The sequence below is a fragment of the Mesorhizobium sp. P3_B5 genome, assembly GCF_056402815.1.
This window is the reverse complement of sequence record NZ_JBFUGR010000005.1, coordinates 441,635-464,612: the sequence shown is the minus strand read 5'-3', so window position 1 is coordinate 464,612 and position 22,978 is coordinate 441,635. Positions and strand designations below refer to the sequence as shown.

The 22,978-nt window shown below is 62.8% G+C and carries 21 protein-coding genes and 1 tRNA gene; 9 read left to right on the top strand and 13 right to left on the bottom strand.

Going from position 1 to position 22,978, the window contains the following annotated elements:
* Nucleotides 1–60 precede the first annotated feature (60 nt).
* Complete coding sequence (locus AC1DVW_RS16505; RefSeq protein WP_477324356.1) at nucleotides 61–1,059, bottom strand: nicotinate-nucleotide--dimethylbenzimidazole phosphoribosyltransferase; 999 nt, start codon at nucleotides 1,057–1,059, stop codon at nucleotides 61–63.
* A gap of 186 nt (nucleotides 1,060–1,245) precedes the next feature.
* On the opposite strand from AC1DVW_RS16505, the gene AC1DVW_RS16500 reads away from it, so the two are divergent.
* On the top strand, nucleotides 1,246–1,479 hold the full coding sequence (locus AC1DVW_RS16500) for a DUF1289 domain-containing protein (RefSeq protein WP_477324354.1): 234 nt from the start codon (nucleotides 1,246–1,248) through the stop codon (nucleotides 1,477–1,479).
* A gap of 13 nt (nucleotides 1,480–1,492) precedes the next feature.
* Nucleotides 1,493–2,197 carry a TIGR02281 family clan AA aspartic protease gene (locus AC1DVW_RS16495; protein WP_477324352.1) on the top strand — a complete coding sequence of 235 codons (705 nt, stop codon included), beginning with the start codon at nucleotides 1,493–1,495 and terminating at the stop codon, nucleotides 2,195–2,197.
* Between the two features lie 104 nt (nucleotides 2,198–2,301).
* On the opposite strand, the gene dusA is transcribed toward AC1DVW_RS16495, so the two are convergent.
* The 7 genes from dusA to AC1DVW_RS16460 form a co-directional block, all read right to left on the bottom strand.
* Nucleotides 2,302–3,309 carry a tRNA dihydrouridine(20/20a) synthase DusA gene (gene dusA, locus AC1DVW_RS16490; protein WP_477324350.1) on the bottom strand — a complete coding sequence of 336 codons (1,008 nt, stop codon included), beginning with the start codon at nucleotides 3,307–3,309 and terminating at the stop codon, nucleotides 2,302–2,304.
* Nucleotides 3,310–3,406: 97 nt separating this feature from the next.
* The gene (locus AC1DVW_RS16485) at nucleotides 3,407–4,909 is read right to left on the bottom strand and encodes a winged helix-turn-helix domain-containing tetratricopeptide repeat protein (protein ID WP_477324348.1); all 1,503 of its coding nucleotides are present in this window, start codon (nucleotides 4,907–4,909) and stop codon (nucleotides 3,407–3,409) included.
* Nucleotides 4,910–5,064: 155 nt separating this feature from the next.
* Nucleotides 5,065–5,199 (bottom strand): hypothetical protein, encoded by a 135-nt coding sequence (locus AC1DVW_RS16480; protein WP_477324346.1) that lies wholly within the window; start codon nucleotides 5,197–5,199, stop codon nucleotides 5,065–5,067.
* A gap of 397 nt (nucleotides 5,200–5,596) precedes the next feature.
* Nucleotides 5,597–5,670, bottom strand: a tRNA-Gly gene (locus tag AC1DVW_RS16475).
* A gap of 133 nt (nucleotides 5,671–5,803) precedes the next feature.
* The gene (locus AC1DVW_RS16470; protein WP_477324344.1) at nucleotides 5,804–6,145 is read right to left on the bottom strand and encodes a hypothetical protein; all 342 of its coding nucleotides are present in this window, start codon (nucleotides 6,143–6,145) and stop codon (nucleotides 5,804–5,806) included.
* A gap of 19 nt (nucleotides 6,146–6,164) precedes the next feature.
* A complete protein-coding gene (locus AC1DVW_RS16465; RefSeq protein WP_477324342.1) occupies nucleotides 6,165–6,332 on the bottom strand; it encodes a hypothetical protein in 168 nt (55 codons plus the stop codon).
* 169 nt (nucleotides 6,333–6,501) lie between these two features.
* The gene (locus AC1DVW_RS16460; protein WP_477269704.1) at nucleotides 6,502–6,804 is read right to left on the bottom strand and encodes a DUF982 domain-containing protein; all 303 of its coding nucleotides are present in this window, start codon (nucleotides 6,802–6,804) and stop codon (nucleotides 6,502–6,504) included.
* Between the two features lie 204 nt (nucleotides 6,805–7,008).
* On the opposite strand from AC1DVW_RS16460, the gene AC1DVW_RS16455 reads away from it, so the two are divergent.
* From AC1DVW_RS16455 to AC1DVW_RS16435, 5 genes are all read left to right on the top strand, one after another.
* Nucleotides 7,009–8,067 (top strand): glycosyltransferase family 4 protein, encoded by a 1,059-nt coding sequence (locus AC1DVW_RS16455; RefSeq protein ID WP_477324340.1) that lies wholly within the window; start codon nucleotides 7,009–7,011, stop codon nucleotides 8,065–8,067.
* A 52-nt stretch (nucleotides 8,068–8,119) separates the two neighbouring features.
* Nucleotides 8,120–10,282 carry an amylo-alpha-1,6-glucosidase gene (locus AC1DVW_RS16450; protein WP_477324338.1) on the top strand — a complete coding sequence of 721 codons (2,163 nt, stop codon included), beginning with the start codon at nucleotides 8,120–8,122 and terminating at the stop codon, nucleotides 10,280–10,282.
* A 159-nt stretch (nucleotides 10,283–10,441) separates the two neighbouring features.
* A complete protein-coding gene (locus tag AC1DVW_RS16445; RefSeq protein ID WP_477324336.1) occupies nucleotides 10,442–12,223 on the top strand; it encodes an alpha,alpha-trehalose-phosphate synthase (UDP-forming) in 1,782 nt (593 codons plus the stop codon).
* A complete protein-coding gene (otsB, locus tag AC1DVW_RS16440; protein ID WP_477324334.1) occupies nucleotides 12,220–12,981 on the top strand; it encodes a trehalose-phosphatase in 762 nt (253 codons plus the stop codon). The genes AC1DVW_RS16445 and otsB overlap by 4 nt, the downstream gene beginning before the upstream one ends.
* 211 nt (nucleotides 12,982–13,192) lie before the next feature.
* Nucleotides 13,193–14,650 (top strand): NCS1 family nucleobase:cation symporter-1, encoded by a 1,458-nt coding sequence (locus AC1DVW_RS16435; RefSeq protein WP_477269694.1) that lies wholly within the window; start codon nucleotides 13,193–13,195, stop codon nucleotides 14,648–14,650.
* Nucleotides 14,651–14,852: 202 nt separating this feature from the next.
* Here the strand turns inward: AC1DVW_RS16435 and AC1DVW_RS16430 are convergent, their stop codons facing one another.
* The 5 genes from AC1DVW_RS16430 to tpiA form a co-directional block, all read right to left on the bottom strand.
* Nucleotides 14,853–15,392, bottom strand: a complete 540-nt coding sequence (locus AC1DVW_RS16430) for a DUF1697 domain-containing protein (protein WP_477324332.1) — start codon at nucleotides 15,390–15,392, stop codon at nucleotides 14,853–14,855.
* A gap of 12 nt (nucleotides 15,393–15,404) precedes the next feature.
* Nucleotides 15,405–17,042, bottom strand: a complete 1,638-nt coding sequence (locus AC1DVW_RS16425) for a CTP synthase (protein WP_477269690.1) — start codon at nucleotides 17,040–17,042, stop codon at nucleotides 15,405–15,407.
* Between the two features lie 138 nt (nucleotides 17,043–17,180).
* The gene (locus AC1DVW_RS16420) at nucleotides 17,181–18,296 is read right to left on the bottom strand and encodes a L,D-transpeptidase (protein WP_477269688.1); all 1,116 of its coding nucleotides are present in this window, start codon (nucleotides 18,294–18,296) and stop codon (nucleotides 17,181–17,183) included.
* 200 nt (nucleotides 18,297–18,496) lie between these two features.
* The gene (gene secG, locus AC1DVW_RS16415; RefSeq protein ID WP_477247071.1) at nucleotides 18,497–18,973 is read right to left on the bottom strand and encodes a preprotein translocase subunit SecG; all 477 of its coding nucleotides are present in this window, start codon (nucleotides 18,971–18,973) and stop codon (nucleotides 18,497–18,499) included.
* A 176-nt stretch (nucleotides 18,974–19,149) separates the two neighbouring features.
* A complete protein-coding gene (gene tpiA / locus AC1DVW_RS16410) occupies nucleotides 19,150–19,920 on the bottom strand; it encodes a triose-phosphate isomerase (protein WP_477324331.1) in 771 nt (256 codons plus the stop codon).
* 154 nt (nucleotides 19,921–20,074) lie between these two features.
* Here tpiA and AC1DVW_RS16405 point away from each other — a divergent pair, with 154 nt between their 5' ends.
* Entirely contained in the window at nucleotides 20,075–21,970 is a 1,896-nt protein-coding gene (locus AC1DVW_RS16405) for a peptidyl-prolyl cis-trans isomerase (protein WP_477324330.1), read from the top strand.
* Complete coding sequence (gene trpD / locus AC1DVW_RS16400; RefSeq protein WP_477324329.1) at nucleotides 21,967–22,977, top strand: anthranilate phosphoribosyltransferase; 1,011 nt, start codon at nucleotides 21,967–21,969, stop codon at nucleotides 22,975–22,977. Before AC1DVW_RS16405 ends, trpD begins: the two co-directional genes overlap by 4 nt.
* The last annotated feature ends 1 nt before the right edge of the window (nucleotide 22,978 follow it).

The window sequence follows — 22,978 nt, the reverse complement described above, 5'->3', positions numbered from 1 at the left end:
ATCTCTTTGTTTATCGCAATTCCGGACGGAAAACCGTTTCACACTTTTCCTGGGATTGCTCTAAGCTTTGACGGCCGCTGCCATCCCCGAACTGGTAAGCGCGGCGGCTTTCACCAGGCCCGCGGCAAGAGCCGCCCCTACCCCTTCGCCGTGGCTCATGCCGAGATCAAGCAGCGGGCGCAGGCCGAGCCGGGCAGCCGCCCGCGCCTGCCCCGGCTCCGCCGACAGGCCGGCAAGCAGGCAATGGTCGAGCGCACCCGGGTTGGCGGCATGCAGGACGGCGGCCGCAGCGGTCGCCGCAAAGCCATCGAGCAGCACCGGGATCTTCTGCATCCGGGCGGCGAGGATGGCGCCGGCAATCGCCGCGAATTCGCGACCGCCGACCCGGCGCAAGGCCTCGAGCGGATCGCCGAGATGAGCGCCATGAAACGTAAGTGCCGCGTCGACCGCTGCAGCCTTGCGTTCCTGCATCGCCGCATCGGCGCCCGAACCAGGCCCGACCCAGTCGGCGCCGCTACCGCCGAACAGCGCCGCACACAGGGCGGCAGCGACGGTCGAGTTGCCGACACCGAGATCGCCAAGGCAAAGCAGATCGGTGCCGCCGGCAATGGCTTCCATGCCGAAGGCCATCGTGGCGGCGCAGCCGCGCTCGTCGAGTGCTGCGTCCTCGGCAATGTCGGCGGTGGCAATGTGCAGCGCGAGATCGAAGACCTTCAGGCCGAGATCGTTGGCAATGCAGATCTGGTTGATCGCAGCACCGCCTGCCGCGCAAAGCTCGACCGCGTTGGCGGTCGCCGCCACCGGTCGTGGCGAAATGCCGTGCCGGGTGACGCCGTGGTTGCCGGCGAAGACCGCCACCAACGGCCTTGTCACCGCTGGCGGCGCGCGCCCGCTCCAGCCGGCGAGCCACGCGGCGATGTCCTCGACGCGGCCGAGCGAATTTTGGGGCTTGTCGGCTTTGGCAAACAGGGTGCGCACCCTGTTTTCCGCAACGGTATCGGCCGACGGCAGGTTTGCCAGCAGGTTACGAAAATCGTCGAAGGGCAGCGCGCTGGTCATGTCGTTCCTGATCGTCCGTGGAATTGATCAGCGGCATAGCCGCCTTGCCCGGCCGGCACAACCTTCCCTGACATTGGCGCGAAAGCAGTTGCCGGCGGCGCATTCCGAAGGGCTTGCATTGGCGTTGCCGTTGCACCATGTGGAGATGGAACGAGGGATTCCAGACGGACCCCCCAAGAGAGAGTCATGACGGCCATCGAATCCCCGTGCATCCTCGTCTGCTCGATCGACATGAAAACCGGCTTCTGCTTCGGCTGCGGCCGCACGCGCGAGGAAATCGGCGCCTGGATCGACATGACGCCGGAAACGCGCCGCAGCGTCATGGCCGAGCTGCCTGCCAGGCTGGAAATGGTCGAGCGGCGACCGCGCCGGGAAACGCGCCGTGGCCGCATGGCGCGCGAGCGCGGCGTCCTCTCGTGACCCGGCAACGCGCATGAACCGGCTGTTCTGGATCGTGATGTTGGCGATCGGCGTCGGCTTGGTCCTTCTGATGATCAACAATTCCGCCGGCAGCACTTTCGGCATTGAAAACAACGATTTCAGCCGGCTGATCTGGCTGGGCGCCTTCGGCGCGCTGATCAGCGCCGGTCTCATTCGATCGGGCCGGCCGCTCGGCGCCATGGCGCGCAATCTCGGCGCCTGGGGCGTCATCGTGCTGGCGCTGGTTGCCGGCTACCAATACCGCTACGAGTTGCAGGATTTCGCCAGCCGGATTACAGCCGGCCTCGTGCCCGGCAGCCCGCTGGCATTGGGCGTCGAGGACGGCCATGCCACCGTGACGCTGGACAAGGCCGACAATGGCCATTTCGAAGCGCGCATCATGGTGAATGGCACGGCGGTTCGCACCGTGGTCGATACCGGCGCGACCAGCATCGTGCTGACCGCCGAGGATGCCCGCGCCGCCGGGTTCGATCTGGATGCTCTGAGCTTCACCATACCGGTTTCCACCGCCAACGGCATGGCGCGTGCGGCCTCTGTCAGAACCGACACGGTGGCGATCGGTGATATCGTGCGCAAGGACATGGCGGTCATGGTCGCCGCACCCGGCGCGCTCGGCCAAAGCCTGCTCGGCATGAATTTCATCGGCTCGCTGTCTGGCTTCGACGTGCGCGGCGACCGGATGATTTTGCGCGACTAGACCATGATCCCGAAAAGTGGATACCGGTTTTCTCGGACAAACGAGAACCGTTTTGTCCAGAAGATCATGGTCAAACAAAAGATAGAGCGGCGGACCGCCGCTCGTCAGGCTGCCTGTTCGATACCGCCGAATTCCACCGCCGCAAAAGCCGCCTTCAGCACATCCGGTCCCGCACCTGGTCTCGTCGCGTCGGTCGACAGAATCTGCCGGTAGCGGCGCGCGCCGGGCAGGCCGTGGAACAGGCCGACCATATGGCGGGTGACATGGCCGAGTCGCCCGCCCTGCTCGATGTGACGCGCCGCATAGCCAACCATCGTATCGATCAGCGCGGCAAAGTCGAAGGCGGCGGGTTCGCCGCCATAGAACGCGGCGTCGACGCCGGCCAGGATGCCGGGCGTATGGTAGGCGGCGCGGCCAAGCATGGCGCCATCGACATGGTCGAGATGGCGAAGGGCTTCCTCGAGCGATTGAATGCCGCCATTGATGCCAATGAACTGGTTCGGCTTTTTGGCCTTCAGGCGATAGACCCTGTCATAGTCGAGCGGCGGGATGTCGCGGTTTTCCTTCGGGCTCAAGCCTTCCAGCCAGGCCTTGCGGGCATGCACCCAGAGCGCGTCGGCGCCAGCCGCGAAGACACCGTCCGCCAGCGCATCGAGCGCCGGTTCGGGATCCTGCTCATCGACGCCGATGCGGCATTTGACGGTCACCGGAATGTTCACCGCGGCCTTCATCGCCGCAACGCAATCGGCAACGACATCAGGCACCTTCATCAGGCAGGCGCCGAACGTGCCCGACTGGACGCGGTCGGACGGGCAGCCGACATTGAGGTTGATCTCGTCATAGCCAAAAGCCTCGCCAATGCGCGCCGCCTCGGCAAGTTTTTGCGGATCGGAGCCGCCAAGCTGCAGCGCGACCGGATGCTCGGTGGCATCGAAGCCCAGCAGCCGCTCGCGCGATCCATGGATGACGGCGTCGGCCACCACCATCTCGGTGTAAAGCAGCGCACGGCGCGTGAGCTGACGATGGAAGAACCGGCAATGCCGGTCCGTCCAGTCCATCATGGGGGCAACGGAAAGCCGGAATCTTTTGTAATCGCTTGTCTTGTCTTGCATTCCCGGGAACTCGCGCGGCCTCGATCCTTGCGGCTTTTCGCTGACTTAGGTGATTTCGCGCGATTTTCCTAGCCACAGCTGGCCTTGGACCCTGCCTTCACGCGGGAAAACCGGCCTTTCTGAAGCCTGACATGAAAAGCTCGAGGCCGACTTGGTCGGCGAACGGGAAACCTAAAAACAGCCGGAGAGTCAGGTCGTGTTTCCTCGTCAGTGCTTTCTCGACTTCAGCGCGCGCCTTCTGCGTCTCGCCCAAATGCGCGTACGCCGCTGCGAGGAAGCCATGAATGAAGAATTGGTCGCCGGCCTTCTGATACGAACCGACGGCTTCCGCGTACCTTCCAAGCAGGAAGAGGGAGCTGCCCTTCACCTCCCAGAACCATATCGGAGGTAACGGGTCGCGCTGGAGCGCAGTTTCGAGCACGTTCAGCGCCGTCTCGGCCCGTCCGCCGTAGTTGAGCCAGCTTGCGTAGTCCCCCGCTATGTTCACGTCTAGCGGGTTCAACGAGCGCGCTTGCCCGAAATGCACCCCCGCATCGCTGTGCTGGCGCATGTGCGTAAGCACCAGCCCCATGCTCTGGTGACAGACGCCATCGCTCCTGTCGAGAGCGAGCGCCGTTCGTGCCGAGTCCCAGGCCTTCTGTAGCGTGCGCGGATTGTTGTCGTACCAAAATCTGCCAACGAGGGCCTGCGCGAGGAAGGCGTGGCCTTGAGCGAACGTCGAATCGAGCTCGACACTTCGGACGAACAGGGGCTCGGACTTGTCCAGTTCATACCTTTGGAAGTGCGCGCGCCCCTGCAGGTAGTAGTCGTATGCATCCCAATCGGCCGGAGGCTTGCGTCTGGTCCGGCTCGCCGAATCGGCCTCTGTTTGGCCTTCCACCATCGAGGCGATAAGAGCCGCAACCTCGTCTTGCAATGCAAAGATGTCGTCGAGGGCCCGGTCGTACCGTTGGGCCCAAAGGTGGGTGCCGGTGGCGGCGTCAATCAACTGTGTGGTGATCCGAATGCGATCACCGAGCTTTCGTATGCTGCCTTCGACGAGGTAGCGAACTCCGAGTTTGCTATGGACTTCGGCAATGTCCAATGCCGGATGGCGAAACTGAAAAGATGAATTGCGTGCGATGACGAGGAGGGAGCGGAACCTGGCCAGCTCCGTAATTATGTCCTCGGTTATGCCGTCGCTGAGATACTGCTGGTCCTGATCGCCGCTCAAGTTGGCAAAAGGCAGCACCGCAATCGACGGCTTGCCGGACGGCGGTGTCGGTCTGAGGGATGCGCTCTCCACCGGCTCGACAGTCCCGGTGAAGCGGTAGCCGACGCGAGGCACCGTGGCGATCCACTCGCCGCCGTTATCAGCCGGACCGAGTGCCTTTCTTAGTGTCGCGATTTGGACGGTAAGGTTGCCTTCCTCAACGGCGGTGCCCGGCCAGGCAGCGTCCATCAGTTCGGCCTTGGTCAGGATCTCGCCGGGCCGTGCCGTCAGCGCAGCAAGCAGTGTCAGCCCACGATGCCCAACAGCGATCGGGATCTGCTCTTTAAGGAGCGTCCCGATGTCGGGATCGAGTACGAACGGACCAAAAGCGATGCGAGTCCCCTGCATGTGGGCATACTAGACGTTTCGGAAGTTTTCGGAACCGTTTCGACTGGCTAATTCAGCAAAAGCTAACGGAACGGAAGCGGCTCTGCGATATTGAATCAAAATTCGAGTTGGGGGAGTTCCGATGCGTAAGCGTGCCGGTGGGATCCGGTTGTTGTTCATTCCTCCATTGATCGTCGGAACTTCTTCACCTGTTCGACCGTGACGGCATCGACCGTGACGCGCCCGAGCACCTGCACGGTGACACGGCCAAGCTCCTCGTCGACAAAGACGACATCGCCCTCGAATGACATCCTGTCCCCTGGCTTCGCCTTTGGATCGACGATCGAATAGGGATGGATTGTTGGCCGTGAGGATGTGCAGGGTCACGCGATCGTCAATGCGTTTGCCCACAGTGGCGGTGATCGCCACCCTGTCACCGATGCTGATTTCCCGCGCCATCGGTAGGATTCTGTCGCGCCCGGCGGCATAGTCAAGAGGTTGCTAATATGTGATCGCCAGGCTCGGAACTCCGCGGACCATGGATTGTTGAACTGCAGCGGCGGGGTTCGTATCGGGTTCCGGCTGCTGGCCATGGGGCGGGACAACTTGGTCGGCCCGCGTCTTCATCACCGTTCGCAAGTTTTCCCCCCGCTAATGGCGTCCCCCGTTCGTAGGGCTATTGGCAATCGAGGAGCGTCAGGAAGAAATTGGTGCACTCGGCAGGGTTCGAACCTGCATCTGCCCGGGAGGTCCCGCTCTGTCCTAGTTTGAGCTACGAGCGCCAGTTTTGGCAGGCTAAAAGAACAGGGTTGTTCGATCAATTTAGAGATTGGGGTAACCGGCACATGCATTGGAAGTAGGTCAAGGTGCGATGAGCAGGCACTTTCGTTCGCTGCCTCACGGTGGCGGGATTCTCTATTTTCTGTATCGCCCTTTCTCGCACCAATAATGGACAACGACACCTGGTTGCGCCTGAAACAGAGCGGCTGCCATCTGACAATTCTCGCGGTTGTAGGCCTCTGCCTCCGTCGCATCGAACGTCGCAACATGGATCCGCATTTCGGCGGCAGCGGAGCTTCGGTAGAGCGTGTAGATGACGGAATCGTCAGCCTTGGGCGCGCAGCCGGCCAAGGCTGAAACCAACGCCAGGGCGCGGGATAACCTCATTTCATCATCATCGTATCCGCGTCGATCGACCACTCGAGAAAAGTAAGCAAGCGTTTGACGTTGACGTATTTCTCGGGCGGCATCGCACAAAGTCCTGCTCGATGGTCGGTCAGTCTGAATTCCGGTTGAGATAGGTATAGATGCCCGCGCCTATGGCGACGGCGCCCACGGTGATCAAGATGGAGGGCGCGCCCATCAGGGTGGCGACAACCGCCCAGACGATGGCAATGGCGATCGCACCGGCCGTTCCCAAAACCGTTTTGAGCCATTTGGGCATTGTCGTTTCTCCGGCCGGTGGCGATGACGAAGCCTCGCACGAACACGCGCGCTGTCACACTACATGAGGTGACGTGCAATCGAACAGACCGCAGCCTTGAATTGAAGCGCATAGCGAAGCTGCGCCGGCGCCTGTCAGGGCGCGGCGTCGAAATCACAAAGAAATGACCCTATCGCCTCAGCGCGTATACGCCGTCCATGTTTCCGCCGCCCATCGGCAGCGCCATGTCGTCGTCGAGCAGACGGGTTATGCGGGCAAAGCCCGTAAAAGCCTTCCTTGCCTCCTCCGCCGACATCCGGCCGGAAAGGGCAGCTGAGCAGCAATTCAGTGCGCATTGGTAGACAGGCCCGCGCCGCCCTGCCGGCCATTTCTGCAAAAACACCATCGCTTCGGCAACGCTATCGACTTCTTCCACTGGATGTCCCTGCCCGCGCGCAATGCGCACCGGCGTAAAGAAATGCAAGCGATCCATCGTATTCCTCCCGGGTCGATCGCCTCCGCTCGATCGAACCCCATTAAACTCACGACTGGCCATTTGGTTCCAGAAGAATCGGCGGAACCTCAAAAATAATGTGCGCTCCGGACGTCGTTGCCGTGCGTTCGTGGTTTTGTGCGGAACGTAAGGCCGGCTGACGCATTGGGGTCCTGTGATGATTTTTGAGGGACAGTTCATACCATGCGGATAGCCCATGTCGCGCCTCTGCACGAATCCGTGCCGCCGCGGCTCTATGGCGGCACAGAGCGGATCGTTTCCTATCTGACCGAAGCGTTGGTCGAACTCGGCCATGAGGTGACCCTGTTCGCCAGTGGCGACAGCCGGACGTCGGCACGATTGGTGCCGGGGCGCGAACGCGCGCTTCGTCTCGACCCGCGCCCGCTCAAGTCGGAAACCGCCGCACATCTTGCGATGCTCTCCGAGGTGAGGAAGCGTTCTCATGAATTTGATATCATTCACTTTCACCTCAGTCATTTCCTGCATTTCCCTTTCTTCGAAGGCATGGCGGAGCGGACGGTGACGACGCCGCATGGCCGGCTCGACTATGTCGATCTGGCGCCCGCCTATGAGCGTTTTCCGCGCTTTCCCATGATTTCCATCTCGCGCAACCAGAGAACCGGTCTTGCCAACGCCAACTGGCTGGCGACCATCCATCACGGACTGCCGACGGATATCTACCAGCCGACTTTCGAGACCGCGGCAGAAGAGCCGTACCTTGCTTTCCTCGGCCGGCTTTCTCGGGACAAACGCCCGGATCGCGCCATCGAAATCGCCTCCCGCTCCGGGATGAAACTGAAGTTGGCGGCCAAGATCGGCGATGATGACCGCGCCTATTTCCACGAAAAGATCGCGCCGCTGATCGACGGCGATCGCATCGACTATGTCGGCGAGATCGAGGAAAACAAGAAGGCGGCATTCCTCGGCAATGCGGGCGGCCTGCTGTTTCCGATCGACTGGCCGGAGCCGTTCGGCCTTGCGGCCATAGAGGCAATGGCCTGTGGCACGCCGACGATCGCCTGGAACTGCGGCGCCCTGCCCGAAATCGTCGATTCTGGTGTGACCGGTTTCGTCGTCGATTCGATCGACGATGCGGTCGCCTCGGTACCAGGCTTGCTGCGGCTCGACAGGCGCAAGGTGCGTGCAGCGTTCGAAAAACGGTTCTCCGCCATGCGAATGGCGCATGACTACGTCGCCGCCTATGAGCGCCTGATCGGCGTCCAGGAAGCGAGAGCTTCGTGAGCGGCGTCGCGTGGTCAAGGACCTGGAATGAATTCGACGGAGTTGTTGGCGGATGAACCAGCTCGACGAGCGCACGCTCGATCCCGCCGTAGCGCTGGCGTCGCTCGACGCAACCGCTCCGCGTGAACCACACCGGCTGTTTGCGCTGAAGCAAGGCGACTGCTTTGTCGTTGCCGATGCCTATGGCGATATCAGGGGCGCCGGCGACGGTTTTTTCCGCGACGACACCCGCGTGCTGTCCGAATTCCGGCTGACCGTCGGCGGCAGGCCGACATCGCTGCTTGGCGCCTCGCTGAGCCAGGACAATGTGCTGTTCACCAGCAACCTGACCAATTTGCCGATGCAGAGCGCCGCCGGCCGCGACATTCCGCAGGGCGCAATCCATATCGAGCGCATCAGACTGCTCTGGCAGGACCGGCTGTTCGAGCGCATCACCCTTTCGAACTACAGCCGGGAAAACGCCACCATCAGTGCTTCCCTGCACTTTGCCGCCGATTTCCGCGACATGTTCGAAGTGCGCGGCTCGACAAGGGCCAAGCGCGGCATGGCCCATGCGGCGGAGACGGAGGCGACATCCGTCCTGCTTCGCTATGATGGGCTGGACGGGCTGGCGCGCGCGTCGGCCTTATCGTTTTCGCAAGCACCGGATCAACTGGCGGCCAACCGCGCCGATTTCCTGCTTGCCGTGGCCAAGCGCAGCAGCGAGGTGCTCTATGTCGAGGTTGGTCCTGCGATTGCGGACGTGCCGGACCGAGACCGTTTCCGTGCTGCCGCGGCCCGCGCCCGCTTCGGCATGCGGGGCAAGCGCCGTCATGGGGCCACGGTGCACAGTTCCGGCCGTGTCTTCAACGACTGGATCGCCCGTGCCCGCGCCGATGTCGCATTGCTGACCACCGAGCTTGAGACCGGCCCCTACCCCTATGCGGGCATTCCCTGGTTTTCGACAGCGTTCGGCCGCGACGGCGTCATCTCGGCGCTGCAGATGTTGTGGCTCAACCCCGGCCTGGCGCGCGGCGTGCTGGCCTTCCTTGCCCAGCACCAGGCGACCGAAACGCTGGCGTTCAGCGATTCGCAGCCCGGCAAGATCATGCATGAGACCCGCAAGGGCGAAATGGCGGCGCTGCGCGAACTTCCCTTCGGCCGCTACTATGGCGGCGTCGACACGACGCCACTCTACATCCACCTCGCCTGCGCCTATGCCGAGCGCACCGGCGACATGGCTTTCATCGACGGCCTGTGGCCATCGCTCTGCGCGGCGGCCGAATGGACGGAAGAGGCAAGCCGCGAAACCGGCTTCGTCACCTACCAGCGCGCCGCCGAATCCGGCCTTGCCAACCAGGGCTGGAAGGACAGCTTTGACTCCGTCTTTCATGCCGATGGCCGCATCCCCAAGGGGCCGATCGCCCTGGTCGAAGTGCAAGGCTATGTCTTTGCCGCCTTCCGAGGCCTGGCGAAGCTCGCCCGCCGTCGTGGTGAGGACGACAGGGCCGATCACTGGGACGACCGCGCTGAGGCCATGCGGGCCGCTGTGGAGCGCGACTTCTGGCTGGACGATCTCGGTTTCTATGCGCTGGCGATCGACGGCGCCGGCGAGCCCTGCAAGGTCAGGACGTCGAATGCCGGGCATCTGCTCTTTGTCGGCCTGCCTGAGCCGGCGCGGGCACAGATGGTCGCCGACCAACTGCTTTCCGCCTCCTTCCACTCCGGCTGGGGGCTGAGGACGCTTGCCGACGATGCCGTGTTCTTCAACCCAATGTCCTATCACAATGGTTCGATCTGGCCGCACGACACCGCGCTGTGCGGCGCCGGCCTGGCGCGCTATGGCGAGCGGGAAAGCGTGGTCCGGCTGATGAGCGGCACGTTCGAGTCCGCCGTGCATTTCAACATGCGCCTGCCGGAACTGTTCTGCGGTTTTACCCGTGCGCCGGGCGAAGCGCCGATCGCCTACCCCGTCGCCTGTCTGCCGCAGGCGTGGTCGGCGGGTTCGGCCTTCATGCTGATGCAAGCCTGTCTCGGGCTGGAGATCGATGGCTGGGACGGCGAGATCCGAGTTACCCGTCCAAGGCTGCCGATCGGCATCGACACGCTGACGCTGCGCCATCTGGGTGTTGGGGACAAAAAGGTCGACCTGACGTTCCAGCGGGTCGGCGACCGCGTCGTCGCCTTTCTCGCCGACCGCCATGAAGGGCTGGTGCCGCTGATCGTCAGAACATGATCCGATCCGGACTGTGGCCGGAACCAGATCGCATGTTTGTGCGTTGCACAAACATGGGTTCGAACGGCGACCATGCGGCGACCATGTAGCCGGCGAGCGGTTTCAAATTCGAGAAAAGAAGTACGGCCGCCGAACGGCCGAAAGTGAGTTGGCATTTCAATGACAGACTATGGCGTCGACCTGCTCTGGGTTCTGATCCTGGTAAGTCTCGGTCTTTCCACCCTCGCGGTGTTGTTCTCGATATCTCGGCAGCGCCGCAGTCACCTACCGGCCGTTGAACGCACTGCCGGTGAGGACGTGGCCGCGGAAGCAGCGCGCAAGGTGATGCGCGAATTCGAAAAGAACAGCCAATCGGCCGATGCGGCGCTGGTGACATGGTCGCCCGAGACCTTGCGCAAGATCCTGGCCGACGACCTGCCGGAGGCGCAGGTCATCGTGGTGTCCAACCGCGAGCCCTATATCCACAACACCAAGGATGATGGTGGCATCGAATTACTGGTCCCGGCCAGTGGGTTGGTTTCGGCGCTCGAGCCGATCACCCGCGCCTGCGCCGGCACCTGGATCGCCTATGGTGGCGGAACAGCAGACCGTCTCACGGTCGACAAGGACGACCGCGTGCAGGTGCCGCCCGGCAATCCCTCCTACACGCTGCGCAGGGTCTGGCTGACCGAGGAGGAGCATCAGGGCTACTATCTCGGCTTCGCCAATGAAGGCCTGTGGCCGCTTTGCCATATCGCCTTCACCCGGCCGATCTTTCGCGTCTCGGACTGGGAGGCCTATGAAGCCGTCAACCGCAAGTTCGCCGATACGGTGGTGGCCGAAGCGCGCAACGAGCGGCCGATCGTGCTGGTCCAGGACTACCATTTCGCGCTGTTGCCGCGGATGATCCGGGAGCGGCTGCCCGAGGCGATCGTCATCACCTTCTGGCACATCCCATGGCCGAATTCCGAGGTGTACAGCATCTGCCCCTGGCGGGAGCGCATCCTGGACGGGCTGCTCGGCAGCTCGATCATCGGCTTCCACACCCAGTTCCATGCGAACAACTTCACCGAAAGCGTCGATCGATTCCTGGAAAGCCGTATCGAACGGGCGGATGCGGCGATCTCCTATGGCGGCCAGACGACTTTGGTGCACGCCTATCCCATCTCAATCGAATGGCCGGCCGCTCTCCTGGCAAAACTGTCTGACGTCGACGCATGCCGCGCCCATCTGCGCGAGCGGTTCGGACTGAAAGCGGACGTGAAGTTGGCCGTCGGCGTCGAGCGCCTCGACTACACCAAGGGCATTCTCGACCGTTTCCAGGCGCTGGACGAGCTGTTCATGAAATACCCGGAATGGGTCGGCAAATTGGTCTTCCTGCAGATCGCGGCACCCAGCCGCGGCACATTGCCGGCCTACAAGCTGCTCCATGACGAATGCCTGCGCTATGTCGACGAGCTCAACCAGCGCTATGGCAGCGAGGGCTACAGACCGATCATCATGGTGGCCGAGCATCATTCGCAAGAACAGGTCTACGAGATCTACCGCGCCGCCGACATCTGCATGGTCACCAGCCTGCACGACGGCATGAACCTGGTGGCCAAGGAATTCGTCGCCGCACGCGACGACGAACAGGGTGTGCTGATGCTCAGCACCTTTGCCGGTGCCTCGCGCGAACTTCTGGAGGCGCTGATCGTCAATCCCTACGATGCGGCGATGATGAGCGAGGTGCTGTTGCAGGCGCTGACCATGTCGCCGGAGGAGCAGCGCGATCGCATGCGCCCGATGCGCGAAATGGTGCGCGACAACAATGTCTACCGCTGGGCTGGCTCCATGCTTCTGGACGCGGCGCGCCTGCGCAAACGCGGCGATCTCGACCGGGCGACGGGCAGCACCGAGCGGCCCTCGAACACCGACAACATTATCTCCATCTTCGAGCGCAAGCGGAAGGTGGCGTCGTGAGGCGCCTCCAACAGCTATCGGCAGCAGAATTGCCGGAGGGGCGCTGGGCGCTTTTCCTCGATATTGACGGCACCTTGCTGGAACATGCAGATCACCCCGATGCGGTGTCCGTCAGCGACGAATTGCGCGGGCTTCTCGGCACCATCGAACAAACACTCGATGGCGCCGTCGCCTTCATCACAGGCCGCTCGGTTGGAGCCGCCGACAGGCTGTTTCATCCGCTGAAGCTGCGCGTTGCCGGTCTTTACGGATTGGAGCATCGGCTGACGCCTGACGGCCCGGTGGAAGTTGCCGACGCTCCGGCCGATGTCGACGCCCTTGCCAACGAGATCGAGGCCGAACTGGGCAGGCATAAGGTCTATGTCGAGCGCAAAGGCCCGATCCTCGCCATCCATACCCGCGCGGCACCGCATCTGCTGGCCCGGGCAACCCAACTTGTCGAAAAGGCTTTGGCGGAGCTTCCCAAGGGCTATAGGGTGATCCCGGGAAATGCCGGTGTCGAACTCATGCCGTTCGAGGCGGCCAAGGGCGCGGCCGTGCGGCGGTTCATGGCAATGCCGCCATTTGCCGGGCGACGGCCTGTCTTCCTTGGCGACGACGCGCCGGATGAAAACGGATTCGAGGCGATCAACGAAGCCGGCGGCATCTCCATCCGTGTCAGGCCGCGTGGGCCAACCGCGGCAAAATACGTGCTCGACGATGTGACCAGCGCCATAGGCTGGCTTGCCGCCAATTTCGAAAAATCGCCAGTATCCTGAGATTGATCGCCAAGCCGGCAGAAATTCGAATCAAGCGCGACCGTTGAATCAGCCGATCACCCATAAAAGCTGATCGATAAGCGCGATTTGCATTGAATATCTTTAAGGTCAAAGCCGGCAAATGGGCTGCTTGCCGGTTCCCCTGCGTCAGGCCTAACCTGCGCGCAGCCAACGCATGGTGGTGCGTTCGGCTCAAGGGGAGGATTTCACAGTGACCATACAAGGCGCATCGCCTGACCTGTACAATGAGGATCTCGCGCCGGCGACGGTTCGAAATTGGGGACCGTTTTCAATCTTCAACGTCTGGACGTCTGACGTCCACAGCCTGTGGGGATACTATCTCGCTGCCAGCCTGTTCCTGTTCTGCGGCGGCTTCGTCAACTTCATCATCGCCATCGGCATCGGCTCGCTGATCATCTATGTGCTGATGAACATGGTCGGCTATGCCGGCGTAAAAACCGGCGTGCCCTACCCCGTACTTGCCCGCGCCTCCTTCGGCATCTGGGGCGCCAACGTTCCGGCGCTGGTTCGAGCCATCGTTGCCTGTTTCTGGTACGGCGCGCAGACGGCGGCGGCATCCGGCGCCATCGTTGCGCTTCTGATCCGCTCGCAATGGTTCGCCGACTTCAACGCCAACACGCATTTCCTCGGCCATACCGGCCTCGAAGTGATCTGCTTCGTGGTCATCTGGGCGCTGCAACTGCTGATCATCCAGAACGGCATGGAAACGGTGCGCCGCTTCCAGGACTGGGCCGGTCCGGCCGTGTGGGTGATGATGCTGGTCCTGGCCATCTATCTCTGCGTCAAGTCAGGGAGATTTGCCTTCACCAGCGACATCCCGATGGATGTGCTGCTCGACAAGACCAAGGATGCGGGTGTGCCCGGCACGCCGGGGTCGTGGACATCGCTGTTTGCGGTGGCGGCGATCTGGGTGACCTATTTCTCGGCGCTCTATCTCAATTTTTGCGATTTTGCCCGCTATGCGCCCGACAAGGCGTCGCTGCGCAAGGGCAATATCTGGGGCCTGCCGATCAACCTCATCCTGTTCTCGCTTGTCGCTGGCGTCACCACAATTGCCGCCTTCGACGTCTACCACGAAGTGCTGTTGCACCCCGACCAGATCTCGGCGAAATTCGACAGCTGGTTCCTTGCGGCGCTCGCGGCGTTGACCTTCGCCGTGGCAACACTCGGCATCAACGTGGTGGCGAATTTCGTCTCGCCGGCCTTCGACTTCTCCAACGTCTTTCCCCGGCAGATCGACTTCAAGAAGGGCGGCTATATCGCGGCCGTGATCGCGCTGGTGCTCTACCCCTTCGCGCCTTGGGAAGGCAGTGCGGCCTCCTTCGTCAACGTCATCGGCGCGACGATGGGACCGATCTTCGGGGTGATGATGGTCGACTACTATCTGATCCGGAAGGGCGAGGTCGACGTCGAGGCGCTCTACAGGGAAGACGGCGAGTTCCGCTTCCAGGGCGGCTGGCACGTCAATGCCTTCATCGCTGCCGGCATCGGCGCCATCTTCTCCTCGATCCTGCCCAACTTCACCACCGTGCTGCCGTCGTGGTGGGGCGTCTATGGCTGGTTCTTCGGCGTGGCGATCGCCGGCGCCATCTACTATGTGCTGCGCAGCATGGCATTGGGTGCGGGCGCCAAGACGGCGAAGGCCTGAGCGCCGGCTAGCCTTCTCCCCTTGTGGGAGAAGGTGGCCTCGCGAAGCGAGGTCGGATAAGGGGCGTTGGACGGATCGCGACCTTGAAGAATTAAGCGCTTGAGAGTGCTTTGTTTTTCAGCGCCGCGTTTCTTCCAACACCCCACTTCCGTCTCGGCGCTACGCGCCGATCCACCTTCTCCCACAAGGGAGAAGGGAAGACCTAACCTCCTACCATCTCAGCCAACCTCCGCACCGTATTCCAGTTGCGCGCGGTGCCGATGCCGAGGCGTTTGTGGTTCATTGCCGCGAGCAGGCGCGAACTTGGCCTCTCGCGCGAAAATGCAACCCAGATGTCGCCGCCGACCAGCTGTACCTTCTCGTGCTCGGCGGCGTAGGCCTGCAGCGCGGCCACGCCTTCCGCGGGCGCAGGTTTGCGCATCACCCGCACGGCCACCTGGTCGCCTGCCGCGGCAGAATCGCCTGGGAATGGATTGCCGGCGGCGAGCTTCAGCCATTCCTCGGCCGTGCGCACGATGATATCGACGTGGCGGCCGAAGGTTTTTTCGAAGGCCGTTTCCAGCCGCTGTTCAAGCCTGGCGATATCGGTCGCCCGCGCCTCAAAGACCAGATTGCCGGTCGCAAGCAGCGTGCGCGGATTCTTCAGCCCTAGGCCTTCGGCCATCGCCTTGAGGTCAGCCATGACAACCCGACGCCCCTCGCCCAGGATGATGCTGTAGAGCAGTGCGACATAGGCCTGCATCGGTGCCAGCGCCTATACCAGGCGCGATTGCTCCACTGCCGCTTCGATGAAGCTGGCAAACAGCGGATGCGGGTCGAGCGGCCGGCTCTTTAGTTCCGGATGGTACTGGACGCCGATGAACCAGGGATGGTCAGGATATTCGACCGTTTCCGGCAGCACGCCGTCGGGCGACATGCCGGCAAACACCAGGCCGCAATCCTCGAGCCGCTCCTTGTAGTCGACATTGACCTCGTAGCGGTGGCGGTGGCGCTCGGAAATCTGCGTATCGCCATAGATGGTGGCGATTTTCGAGCCCTTGGCCAGGTCAGCCTGATAGGCGCCGAGCCGCATCGTGCCGCCGAGATCGCCGGTTTCCCGGCGCTTCTCCAGCATGTTGCCCTTCAGCCATTCGGTCATCAGGCCAACGACCGGTTCCTTGGTCGGGCCAAACTCGGTCGACGAGGCATGTTCGACACCGGCCAGCGAACGCGCCGCCTCGATGCAGGCCATCTGCATGCCGAAGCAGATGCCGAAATACGGCACTTTTCGCTCACGGGCGAACTTGGCCGCCAGGATCTTGCCTTCCGAGCCACGCTCGCCAAAGCCGCCGGGGACCAGGATGCCATGGACCTTTTCCAGCCACGGCGTCGGATCTTCCTTTTCGAAAATCTCGCTCTCGATCCAGTCGAGCTTGACCTTGACGCGATTGGCCATGCCGCCATGCGACAGCGCCTCGATCAGCGATTTGTAGGCATCCTTGAGGCCGGTGTATTTGCCGACGACGGCAATCGTCACCTCGCCTTCCGGATTGTGGATGCGGTTGGACACCTTCTGCCAGGGCTCCATGCGCGGCTTCGGCGCCGGGTCGATGCCGAAGGCGGCCAGCACTTCCGAATCCAGCCCCTCATTGTGATAGGCCATTGGCACGTCATATATGTGCGGCACGTCGAGCGCCTGGATGACAGCACTTTCCCTGACGTTGCAGAACAACGACAGTTTTCTTCGCTCTTCCTTGGGGATGGCACGGTCGGCGCGGACCAGCAGTATGTCAGGCGCGATGCCGATGCCGCGCAGTTCCTTGACCGAATGCTGGGTCGGCTTGGTCTTCAATTCGCCAGCGGTCGGGATATAGGGCATCAGCGTCAGATGCACGTAGACAGCGTTGTTGCGCGGCAGGTCGTTGCCGAGCTGGCGGATCGCCTCCAGGAACGGCATCGCCTCGATGTCGCCGACCGTGCCGCCGATTTCGCACAGCACGAAATCATAGTCGTCATTGCCGTTGAGGACGAAATTCTTGATCTCGTCGGTGACGTGCGGAATGACCTGCACGGTGGCGCCGAGATAGTCGCCGCGGCGCTCGCGCTCGATGATGTTCTTGTAGATGCGGCCGGTGGTGATGTTGTCCTGCTGGTTGGCAGAGCGGCCGGTGAAGCGTTCGTAGTGGCCGAGGTCGAGATCGGTCTCGGCTCCGTCATCGGTGACGAAGACTTCGCCATGCTGGTATGGCGACATCGTGCCAGGGTCGACATTGAGATAGGGATCGAGCTTTTTGATGCGTGCGCGATAACCTCGCGCCTGCAAGAGAGCCCCAAGGGCCGCTGCAGCGATGCCTTTTCCAAGTGAGGAAACCACGCCGCCTGTGATGAATACATATCGCGCCATGGGAGTCATCGCTTAACGCGGCCGAATTGATTCCGCCAGAGAAAAAACCGCCGCGAAGGCTTTTTCCAGAGAAGGCGCTCTGATCGTGTGCGAGGCAAAACAAAAGGGCCGGCTAGGCCGGCCCTTTCGGCAGAATGGATCAAGGCGTCAGATGATGACTACCTTGGTGCCCACTTTCACCCGGCTGTAGAGGTCCATGACGTGCTCGTTGATCATGCGGAAGCAGCCATTGGAGGCGCTGGTTCCGATCGACTGCGGCGCGATGGTGCCGTGGATGCGCAGATGGGTGTCTTTCTTGCCGTCGTAAAGGTAGATGGCGCGGGCGCCGAGCGGATTTTGACCGCCGCCGGGCATGCCGTCCTTGTACTGGCCATAGTGCTTCGGCTCGCGCTTCTGCATGTCGAGCGTCGGGATCCAGCGCGGCCATTCCTGCTTGTCGCCGACGGCGACCGTGCCCTTGAACTGCAGGCCTTCGCGGCCGACCGCGATGGCGTAGCGGCGTGCCGTGAAGGCCGATTCGACGAGGTAGAGGCGGCGGGCGCTGGTGTCGATGACGATGGTGCCGGCGCTATAGCCGGTGAATTCGACTTCCTGCGGCACGAACTCGGGCTTCACCTTAAACTGCTTCTTAGCTTGCCGCTTGGCGAGCGCCTGGTCGAGGGCACGCGTCTCAGGCAGCAAGGACATCGAGGAAGAAGACGTACCACCGAACAGGCCGGCGAAAAGCCCGCCGGTCTGCGGCTTTTGCCCAATCGGCTCGCTGCGCAATTCGCCATTGTTGCCGGTCAGCGCGACATTCATCGCCTCGGCCGGGATCGGCTCGGCCGACTGGATCGGCTCGATCGGTTCAACCGGCTCGATGATCTTGGTCTTCTTCGTGGCTGCCTTGGCGTCAGCCACCTGCGTTGCCGCGGACTGACCCTTCTTGGCAAGGAAGGCCTCGCGTACGGCGTCGGCCTTGGCTTTCGCCGCGTCGCGCATCGCCAGCTTGCGGGCCTCGAGCGCCTTGGCGCGGACGGCTTCCTTGTCGGCGACGATCTTGGCTTCGAGCTTGCTGATCTGGGCAAGGTCGTCCGACGTCGGATTTTTCTTCTTCTTGAGAAGCTTCAGCTGTGCCGCGTCGCTCTTGGCGGCGACGTTGACGATGTCGGTTGTTACTGCGGCCTTGTGAGCCGAATTGCCCGTTGGCATGGCCGCATAAGCGGGCGCACTCAGGCCGAGCACGGCACAAAGGCCGGCGAAAATGAAGCTGCGAAGCTGCATGGCGAAGATCCGATCGTTCAATGCTTGTTGCCCACGGCGTCGCCCGGCGTCCCCCAAGGACGCCGAAAGTGCCGCGCGCAATCTATAATCGAACTGAAGGAGCGGCCTCAAGCGTGGCGCATGGTCGAATCTTCGTGATCGTGTGGCATTTGCCGCGACTGTGTTGAAACAACAACAGATCGCGGCATCAGACCCGCCGATTACTGGTTCGGGACCTGCGGCGTGACCGGCAAGGTGACGCCATTGGCCGTCGGCGGTGTCGCCGAATCGGTAGCAGGCGGCGTGGCGGGAGCCGCTGCAGGAGCCGTTGCCGGAGGCGTCGCGGCGGCATCATTGCCCGACGGCGGCGTCGGCGCGGTGTTGCCGGACGGTGGCGCTGGTGGCGTGGTGCCGGGCAGCTGGTTGAGCACGCCACCCGAGGTGCCGGGGACGCGATCGAGGATGTCGATCGGCTTTTCGCCATAGCGGGCGACGATGGACAAGGTCAGCGACGTGACGAAGAAAGCCGCCGCCAGGATCGCCGTTGCTCGTGTCAGAGCGTTGGCCGCGCCGCGAGCGGTCATGAAACCGGAGCCGCCGCCAATGCCGAGGCCGCCGCCTTCGGAGCGCTGCAGCAGCACCACGCCGACAAGCGCGAGGACGACCATGAGGTGAACGACGATCAGTACGGTTTCCATAGATTATCCTGGCAAGGCCTTGCGCGGCCGCGATTGCGGCCGGTGATTTGGAGGCGGCTCAATACAATGCTTTGATGGCATTTCCAAGCCCGTGGGGGGAATATGGGAAGCAATGCGCCCTTTGCAACGATTTCGGCCCCGGCGCAGGCCTGCCCAACCGCCCTGACAGGCTGCGCCTACGCAATATTTAGATACGCTTCGGCGATGCCAAGAAAGTCCGCCGCCTTCAGGCTGGCGCCGCCAACCAGCGCGCCGTCGACATTCTTCACGCCAAGCAGTTCGACCGCATTGGACGGCTTGACCGAGCCGCCATAGAGGATGCGCATTTTGGCCGCCGCGGCCGTGCCGAGCAATTCCGCCAGTTTTTCGCGAATATGCGCGTGCGCCTCGGCGACATCGGCGGCGGTCGGCGTCAGCCCGGTGCCGATCGCCCAAACCGGCTCATAGGCAATGACGGTGTTGGCCGTCGTGGCGGTCGGCGGCACAGAGCCGGCGACCTGGCGCGAAAGCACGTCGAGCGTGGCGCCCACTTCACGCTCCTGCTTGGTCTCACCAATGCAGACGATGGCTATGAGCCCGGCCCGCCAGGCGGCGGATGCCTTGGCCTGAACGGTCGCATCGTCTTCGTTGCTTTGCTCACGGCGCTCGGAATGGCCGACAATCACGTGGCTGGCGCCGGCGTCCCTCAGCATCTCGGCCGAGATACAGCCGGTGTAGGCGCCGCTTTCCTTGGCGTGGCAATCCTCACCACCGGCCTTGACCGGGGTGCGCGAGAGAATTTCCGCGGCGTGCGCCAGCAAGGTCGCGGGCACGCAGACCAGCGCTTCGGTCTCGGCGTCGAGGCCGCTCATGAAGCCGTTGCCGATCATCCTGAGCTCATTGAGCGAGGCGCTGGTGCCGTTCATTTTCCAGTTGCCGGCAACGAGCGGGCGAATTCCAGGCGTCATGGGGTTGTTTCTCCGGGCGACATTGGGCTCTATTAAGCTCTCGCCCTCACTACCAAAATCAAGCCACAAAGCAATCGACACTGGGCCGGAAGGGCGCTATTGCGCTTGTTTCAGACTCGGCGCACGCGAAAATGCGCAAAAATCGGAAGTAACAATGCTTGGTATTTTGAGAAACGCGGCGGGCACCTGGGTCGCGAAAGCACTGCTGTCCCTGCTGGTGTTGAGCTTTCTGGCCTGGGGCGCCACCACCAAGATGGTGGGCGGGGTGCTGGCCGGTCATCATTCGGTCATCACCGCTGGCGGCACGACCGTTTCGATCACTGAATATCGGCTGGCCTATGATCGCCAGATCAGCGTGATGTCGCAGCAGTTCGGCCAGCGCATTTCGCGCGAGCAGGCAACCGCGCTCGGCATCGACAACCAGGTGCTGGCGCAGCTCGTGTCGGGCGCCGTTCTCGACGAGCAGGCGCGCACGCTCGGGCTCGGCCTGTCCAAGGACCGGCTGGCCGAACTCACGCGCGAAGATCCGGCCTTCAAGGGTCCCAGTGGCCAGTTCGACCGCAAGACATTCGAATACATGCTGCAACAGGTTGGCATGCGGCCGGAGGACTATCTGAAAAATCGCGCCCAGGTGGCGGTGCGCCAGCAGATCGTCGAGGCGGTCTCGGATGGCCTCAAGGCTCCGGACACTTTCTTCAAGGCTGTCGCGCTCTACCGCGGCGAGGACCGCACCGTCGACTACCTGACCTTGCCGAAAAAACTGGTCGAGCCGATCGAGGCGCCCGCCGACAGTGCGCTCCAGACCTATTTCGATGCCAACAAGAAAACCTATGCGGCGCCCGAATACCGCAAATTCTCCTATGTCAGGCTCGAGCCGCAAGACATCATGGATGTCAGCGCGGTGACCGACCAACAGGTCAGCGATGACTACAACAAGAACAAGGGCCGCTACACGACGCCGGAGTTGCGCACCATCGAACAGCTGGTGTTCAAGACGCCCGATGCGGCGAAGGCAGCGCTTGATTCGCTGAAGACCGGCGCCACCTTTGACAAGATCGTCACCGCCGAGGGCAAGACGCCGGCCGACACGCTGCTTGGCACGCTGGCGAGGGACAAGATCGCCGACAAGGCGGTGGCCGATGCGGCCTTCGCGCTCAATGTCAACGAAGTCAGCCCGGTCGTGCAGGGCGCCTTTGGTCCGGTGCTGCTGCGCGTCACCGAGATCAAACCGCAAGTGGTGAAGCCGCTGGCCGAGGTGTCCGACGAGATCCGCAAGGACCTGGCACTGGGCGAGGCAAGCCGCATCCTGCTGGATGTGCACGACAATTACGAAGACACCCGCGCCTCGGGCAGCACGTTGGCCGAAACGGCCGCCAAGCTGAAGCTGAAGGACGTCACCATCGAGGCGATCGATCGCACCGGCCAGGCGCCGGACGGGACGATCATCAAGGATTTGCCGGTGTCGCCGGACCTGATCAAGGCGGTGTTCGCCGCCGAACCCAAGACCGAGAATGAGGCCCTGACCACGACCGACAACGGCTTCGTGTTCTACGAGGTCGAGGCGATCACGCCGGCGCGCGACCGCAAGCTGGATGAAGTTCGCCAGAAGGTGGTGGCCGACTGGACGGCAGCGGAAACGGCCAAGCGGCTGATCGCAAAGGCCGACGAGCTGGAAAAGCGTCTTAAGGCCGGTACCACGCTCGATGTGATCGCCGGCGAACTCAAGCTCGAGAAACAGACGAAGCGCGGCGTCAAGCGCGAGGCCGACGACGTCGATTTCGGCAAGGAAGGGGCGGCCGCGATGTTCGGCGTCGGCGAAGGCGGGACCGGACTGATCCCCTCGCCCACCGGCGACGGACAGATACTGTTCAAGGTCGCGGAAGTGTTCGAGCCTGCCGGGGCCGATGCCAGCTCGGTGCCGGCCGATGCGCAGAAATCCTTCACCTCCGGCATGTCCGACGATCTGCTCGACCAGTTGGTGGCGCAGTTGCAAACGCAGTACGACGTTCGCATCGATCAGGCCGCCGTTTCCCAAGCCTTGAACAGATGAGCGCGCTGAAGACCCATATCGCCAAGGTCGCCACCGGGGCCGCTCTCTCGTTCGAGGAAGCGCGTGAAGCTTTTGACATCATCATGTCGGGCGACGCGACACCCGGCCAGATCGGCGGCTTCCTGATGGCGCTGCGCGTGCGCGGCGAGACGGTGAGCGAGATTTCAGGCGCCGTCGCCACTATGCGCGCCAAGATGCTGCGCGTCGTCGCACCGGATGGCGCCATCGACATTGTCGGCACCGGCGGCGACAATTCGCACTCGGTCAACATCTCGACGGCATCCGCCTTCGTCATCGCCGGCAGCGGCGTGCCTGTCGCCAAGCACGGCAATCGCGGGCTGTCGTCGCTGACCGGGGCGGCCGACGTGCTGACGGCGCTCGGCGTCAAGATCGACATTCCGCCGGAAACCATCGGCCGCTGCATCCATGAGGCCGGCGTCGGCTTCATGTTCGCGCCGGCGCATCATCCGGCGATGAAACATGTCGGCCCGACCCGCGTCGAGCTCGGCACCCGCACCATCTTCAACCTGCTCGGTCCGCTCTCCAATCCGGCGAGTGTCAGCCGGCAGATGGTCGGCGTGTTCCTCCCGGAATGGATCATGCCGGTGGCCGAGACATTGAAGGCACTGGGCACCGACCACGCCTGGGTCGTGCATGGCGACGGCTATGACGAGATCACCACCACCGGCGAGACCCAGGTGGCGGAGCTCGCCGGTGGCGAAATCCGCAGCTTTACGCTGACCCCGGAAGCGGTCGGGCTGAAGCGCCACACCAAGGATGAGTTGCGCGGCGGCGACGCCGCCTACAACGCCAAGGCGATGCGCGACATGCTGGGCGGTGCCGCCGGCGCCTATCGCGACACGGTGCTGATGAATGCCGGCGCCGGACTGGTGGTGGCTGGCAAGGCGACGACGCTGTCCGACGGCATGGAAGCAGCCGCGCAAGCCATCGACAGCGGCCGGGCGCTGCAAGTGCTCGACAGGCTGGTCGAGATTTCGAACGGATAGT

Excerpts from the sequence above, each read along its gene's own strand:
- AC1DVW_RS16505 (WP_477324356.1), bottom strand. The coding sequence starts at position 1,059 with ATGACCAGCGCGCTGCCCTTCGACGATTTTCGTAACCTGCTGGCAAAC.
- AC1DVW_RS16500 (WP_477324354.1), top strand. The coding sequence starts at position 1,246 with ATGACGGCCATCGAATCCCCGTGCATCCTCGTCTGCTCGATCGACATG.
- AC1DVW_RS16495 (WP_477324352.1), top strand. The coding sequence starts at position 1,493 with ATGAACCGGCTGTTCTGGATCGTGATGTTGGCGATCGGCGTCGGCTTG.
- dusA (WP_477324350.1), bottom strand. The coding sequence starts at position 3,309 with ATGCAAGACAAGACAAGCGATTACAAAAGATTCCGGCTTTCCGTTGCC.
- AC1DVW_RS16485 (WP_477324348.1), bottom strand. The coding sequence starts at position 4,909 with ATGCAGGGGACTCGCATCGCTTTTGGTCCGTTCGTACTCGATCCCGAC.
- AC1DVW_RS16480 (WP_477324346.1), bottom strand. The coding sequence starts at position 5,199 with ATGTCATTCGAGGGCGATGTCGTCTTTGTCGACGAGGAGCTTGGCCGT.
- AC1DVW_RS16465 (WP_477324342.1), bottom strand. The coding sequence starts at position 6,332 with ATGCCCAAATGGCTCAAAACGGTTTTGGGAACGGCCGGTGCGATCGCC.
- AC1DVW_RS16460 (WP_477269704.1), bottom strand. The coding sequence starts at position 6,804 with ATGGATCGCTTGCATTTCTTTACGCCGGTGCGCATTGCGCGCGGGCAG.
- AC1DVW_RS16455 (WP_477324340.1), top strand. The coding sequence starts at position 7,009 with ATGCGGATAGCCCATGTCGCGCCTCTGCACGAATCCGTGCCGCCGCGG.
- AC1DVW_RS16450 (WP_477324338.1), top strand. The coding sequence starts at position 8,120 with ATGAACCAGCTCGACGAGCGCACGCTCGATCCCGCCGTAGCGCTGGCG.
- AC1DVW_RS16445 (WP_477324336.1), top strand. The coding sequence starts at position 10,442 with ATGACAGACTATGGCGTCGACCTGCTCTGGGTTCTGATCCTGGTAAGT.
- AC1DVW_RS16430 (WP_477324332.1), bottom strand. The coding sequence starts at position 15,392 with ATGCAGGCCTATGTCGCACTGCTCTACAGCATCATCCTGGGCGAGGGG.
- AC1DVW_RS16425 (WP_477269690.1), bottom strand. The coding sequence starts at position 17,042 with ATGACTCCCATGGCGCGATATGTATTCATCACAGGCGGCGTGGTTTCC.
- AC1DVW_RS16420 (WP_477269688.1), bottom strand. The coding sequence starts at position 18,296 with ATGCAGCTTCGCAGCTTCATTTTCGCCGGCCTTTGTGCCGTGCTCGGC.
- secG (WP_477247071.1), bottom strand. The coding sequence starts at position 18,973 with ATGGAAACCGTACTGATCGTCGTTCACCTCATGGTCGTCCTCGCGCTT.
- tpiA (WP_477324331.1), bottom strand. The coding sequence starts at position 19,920 with ATGACGCCTGGAATTCGCCCGCTCGTTGCCGGCAACTGGAAAATGAAC.
- AC1DVW_RS16405 (WP_477324330.1), top strand. The coding sequence starts at position 20,075 with ATGCTTGGTATTTTGAGAAACGCGGCGGGCACCTGGGTCGCGAAAGCA.
- trpD (WP_477324329.1), top strand. The coding sequence starts at position 21,967 with ATGAGCGCGCTGAAGACCCATATCGCCAAGGTCGCCACCGGGGCCGCT.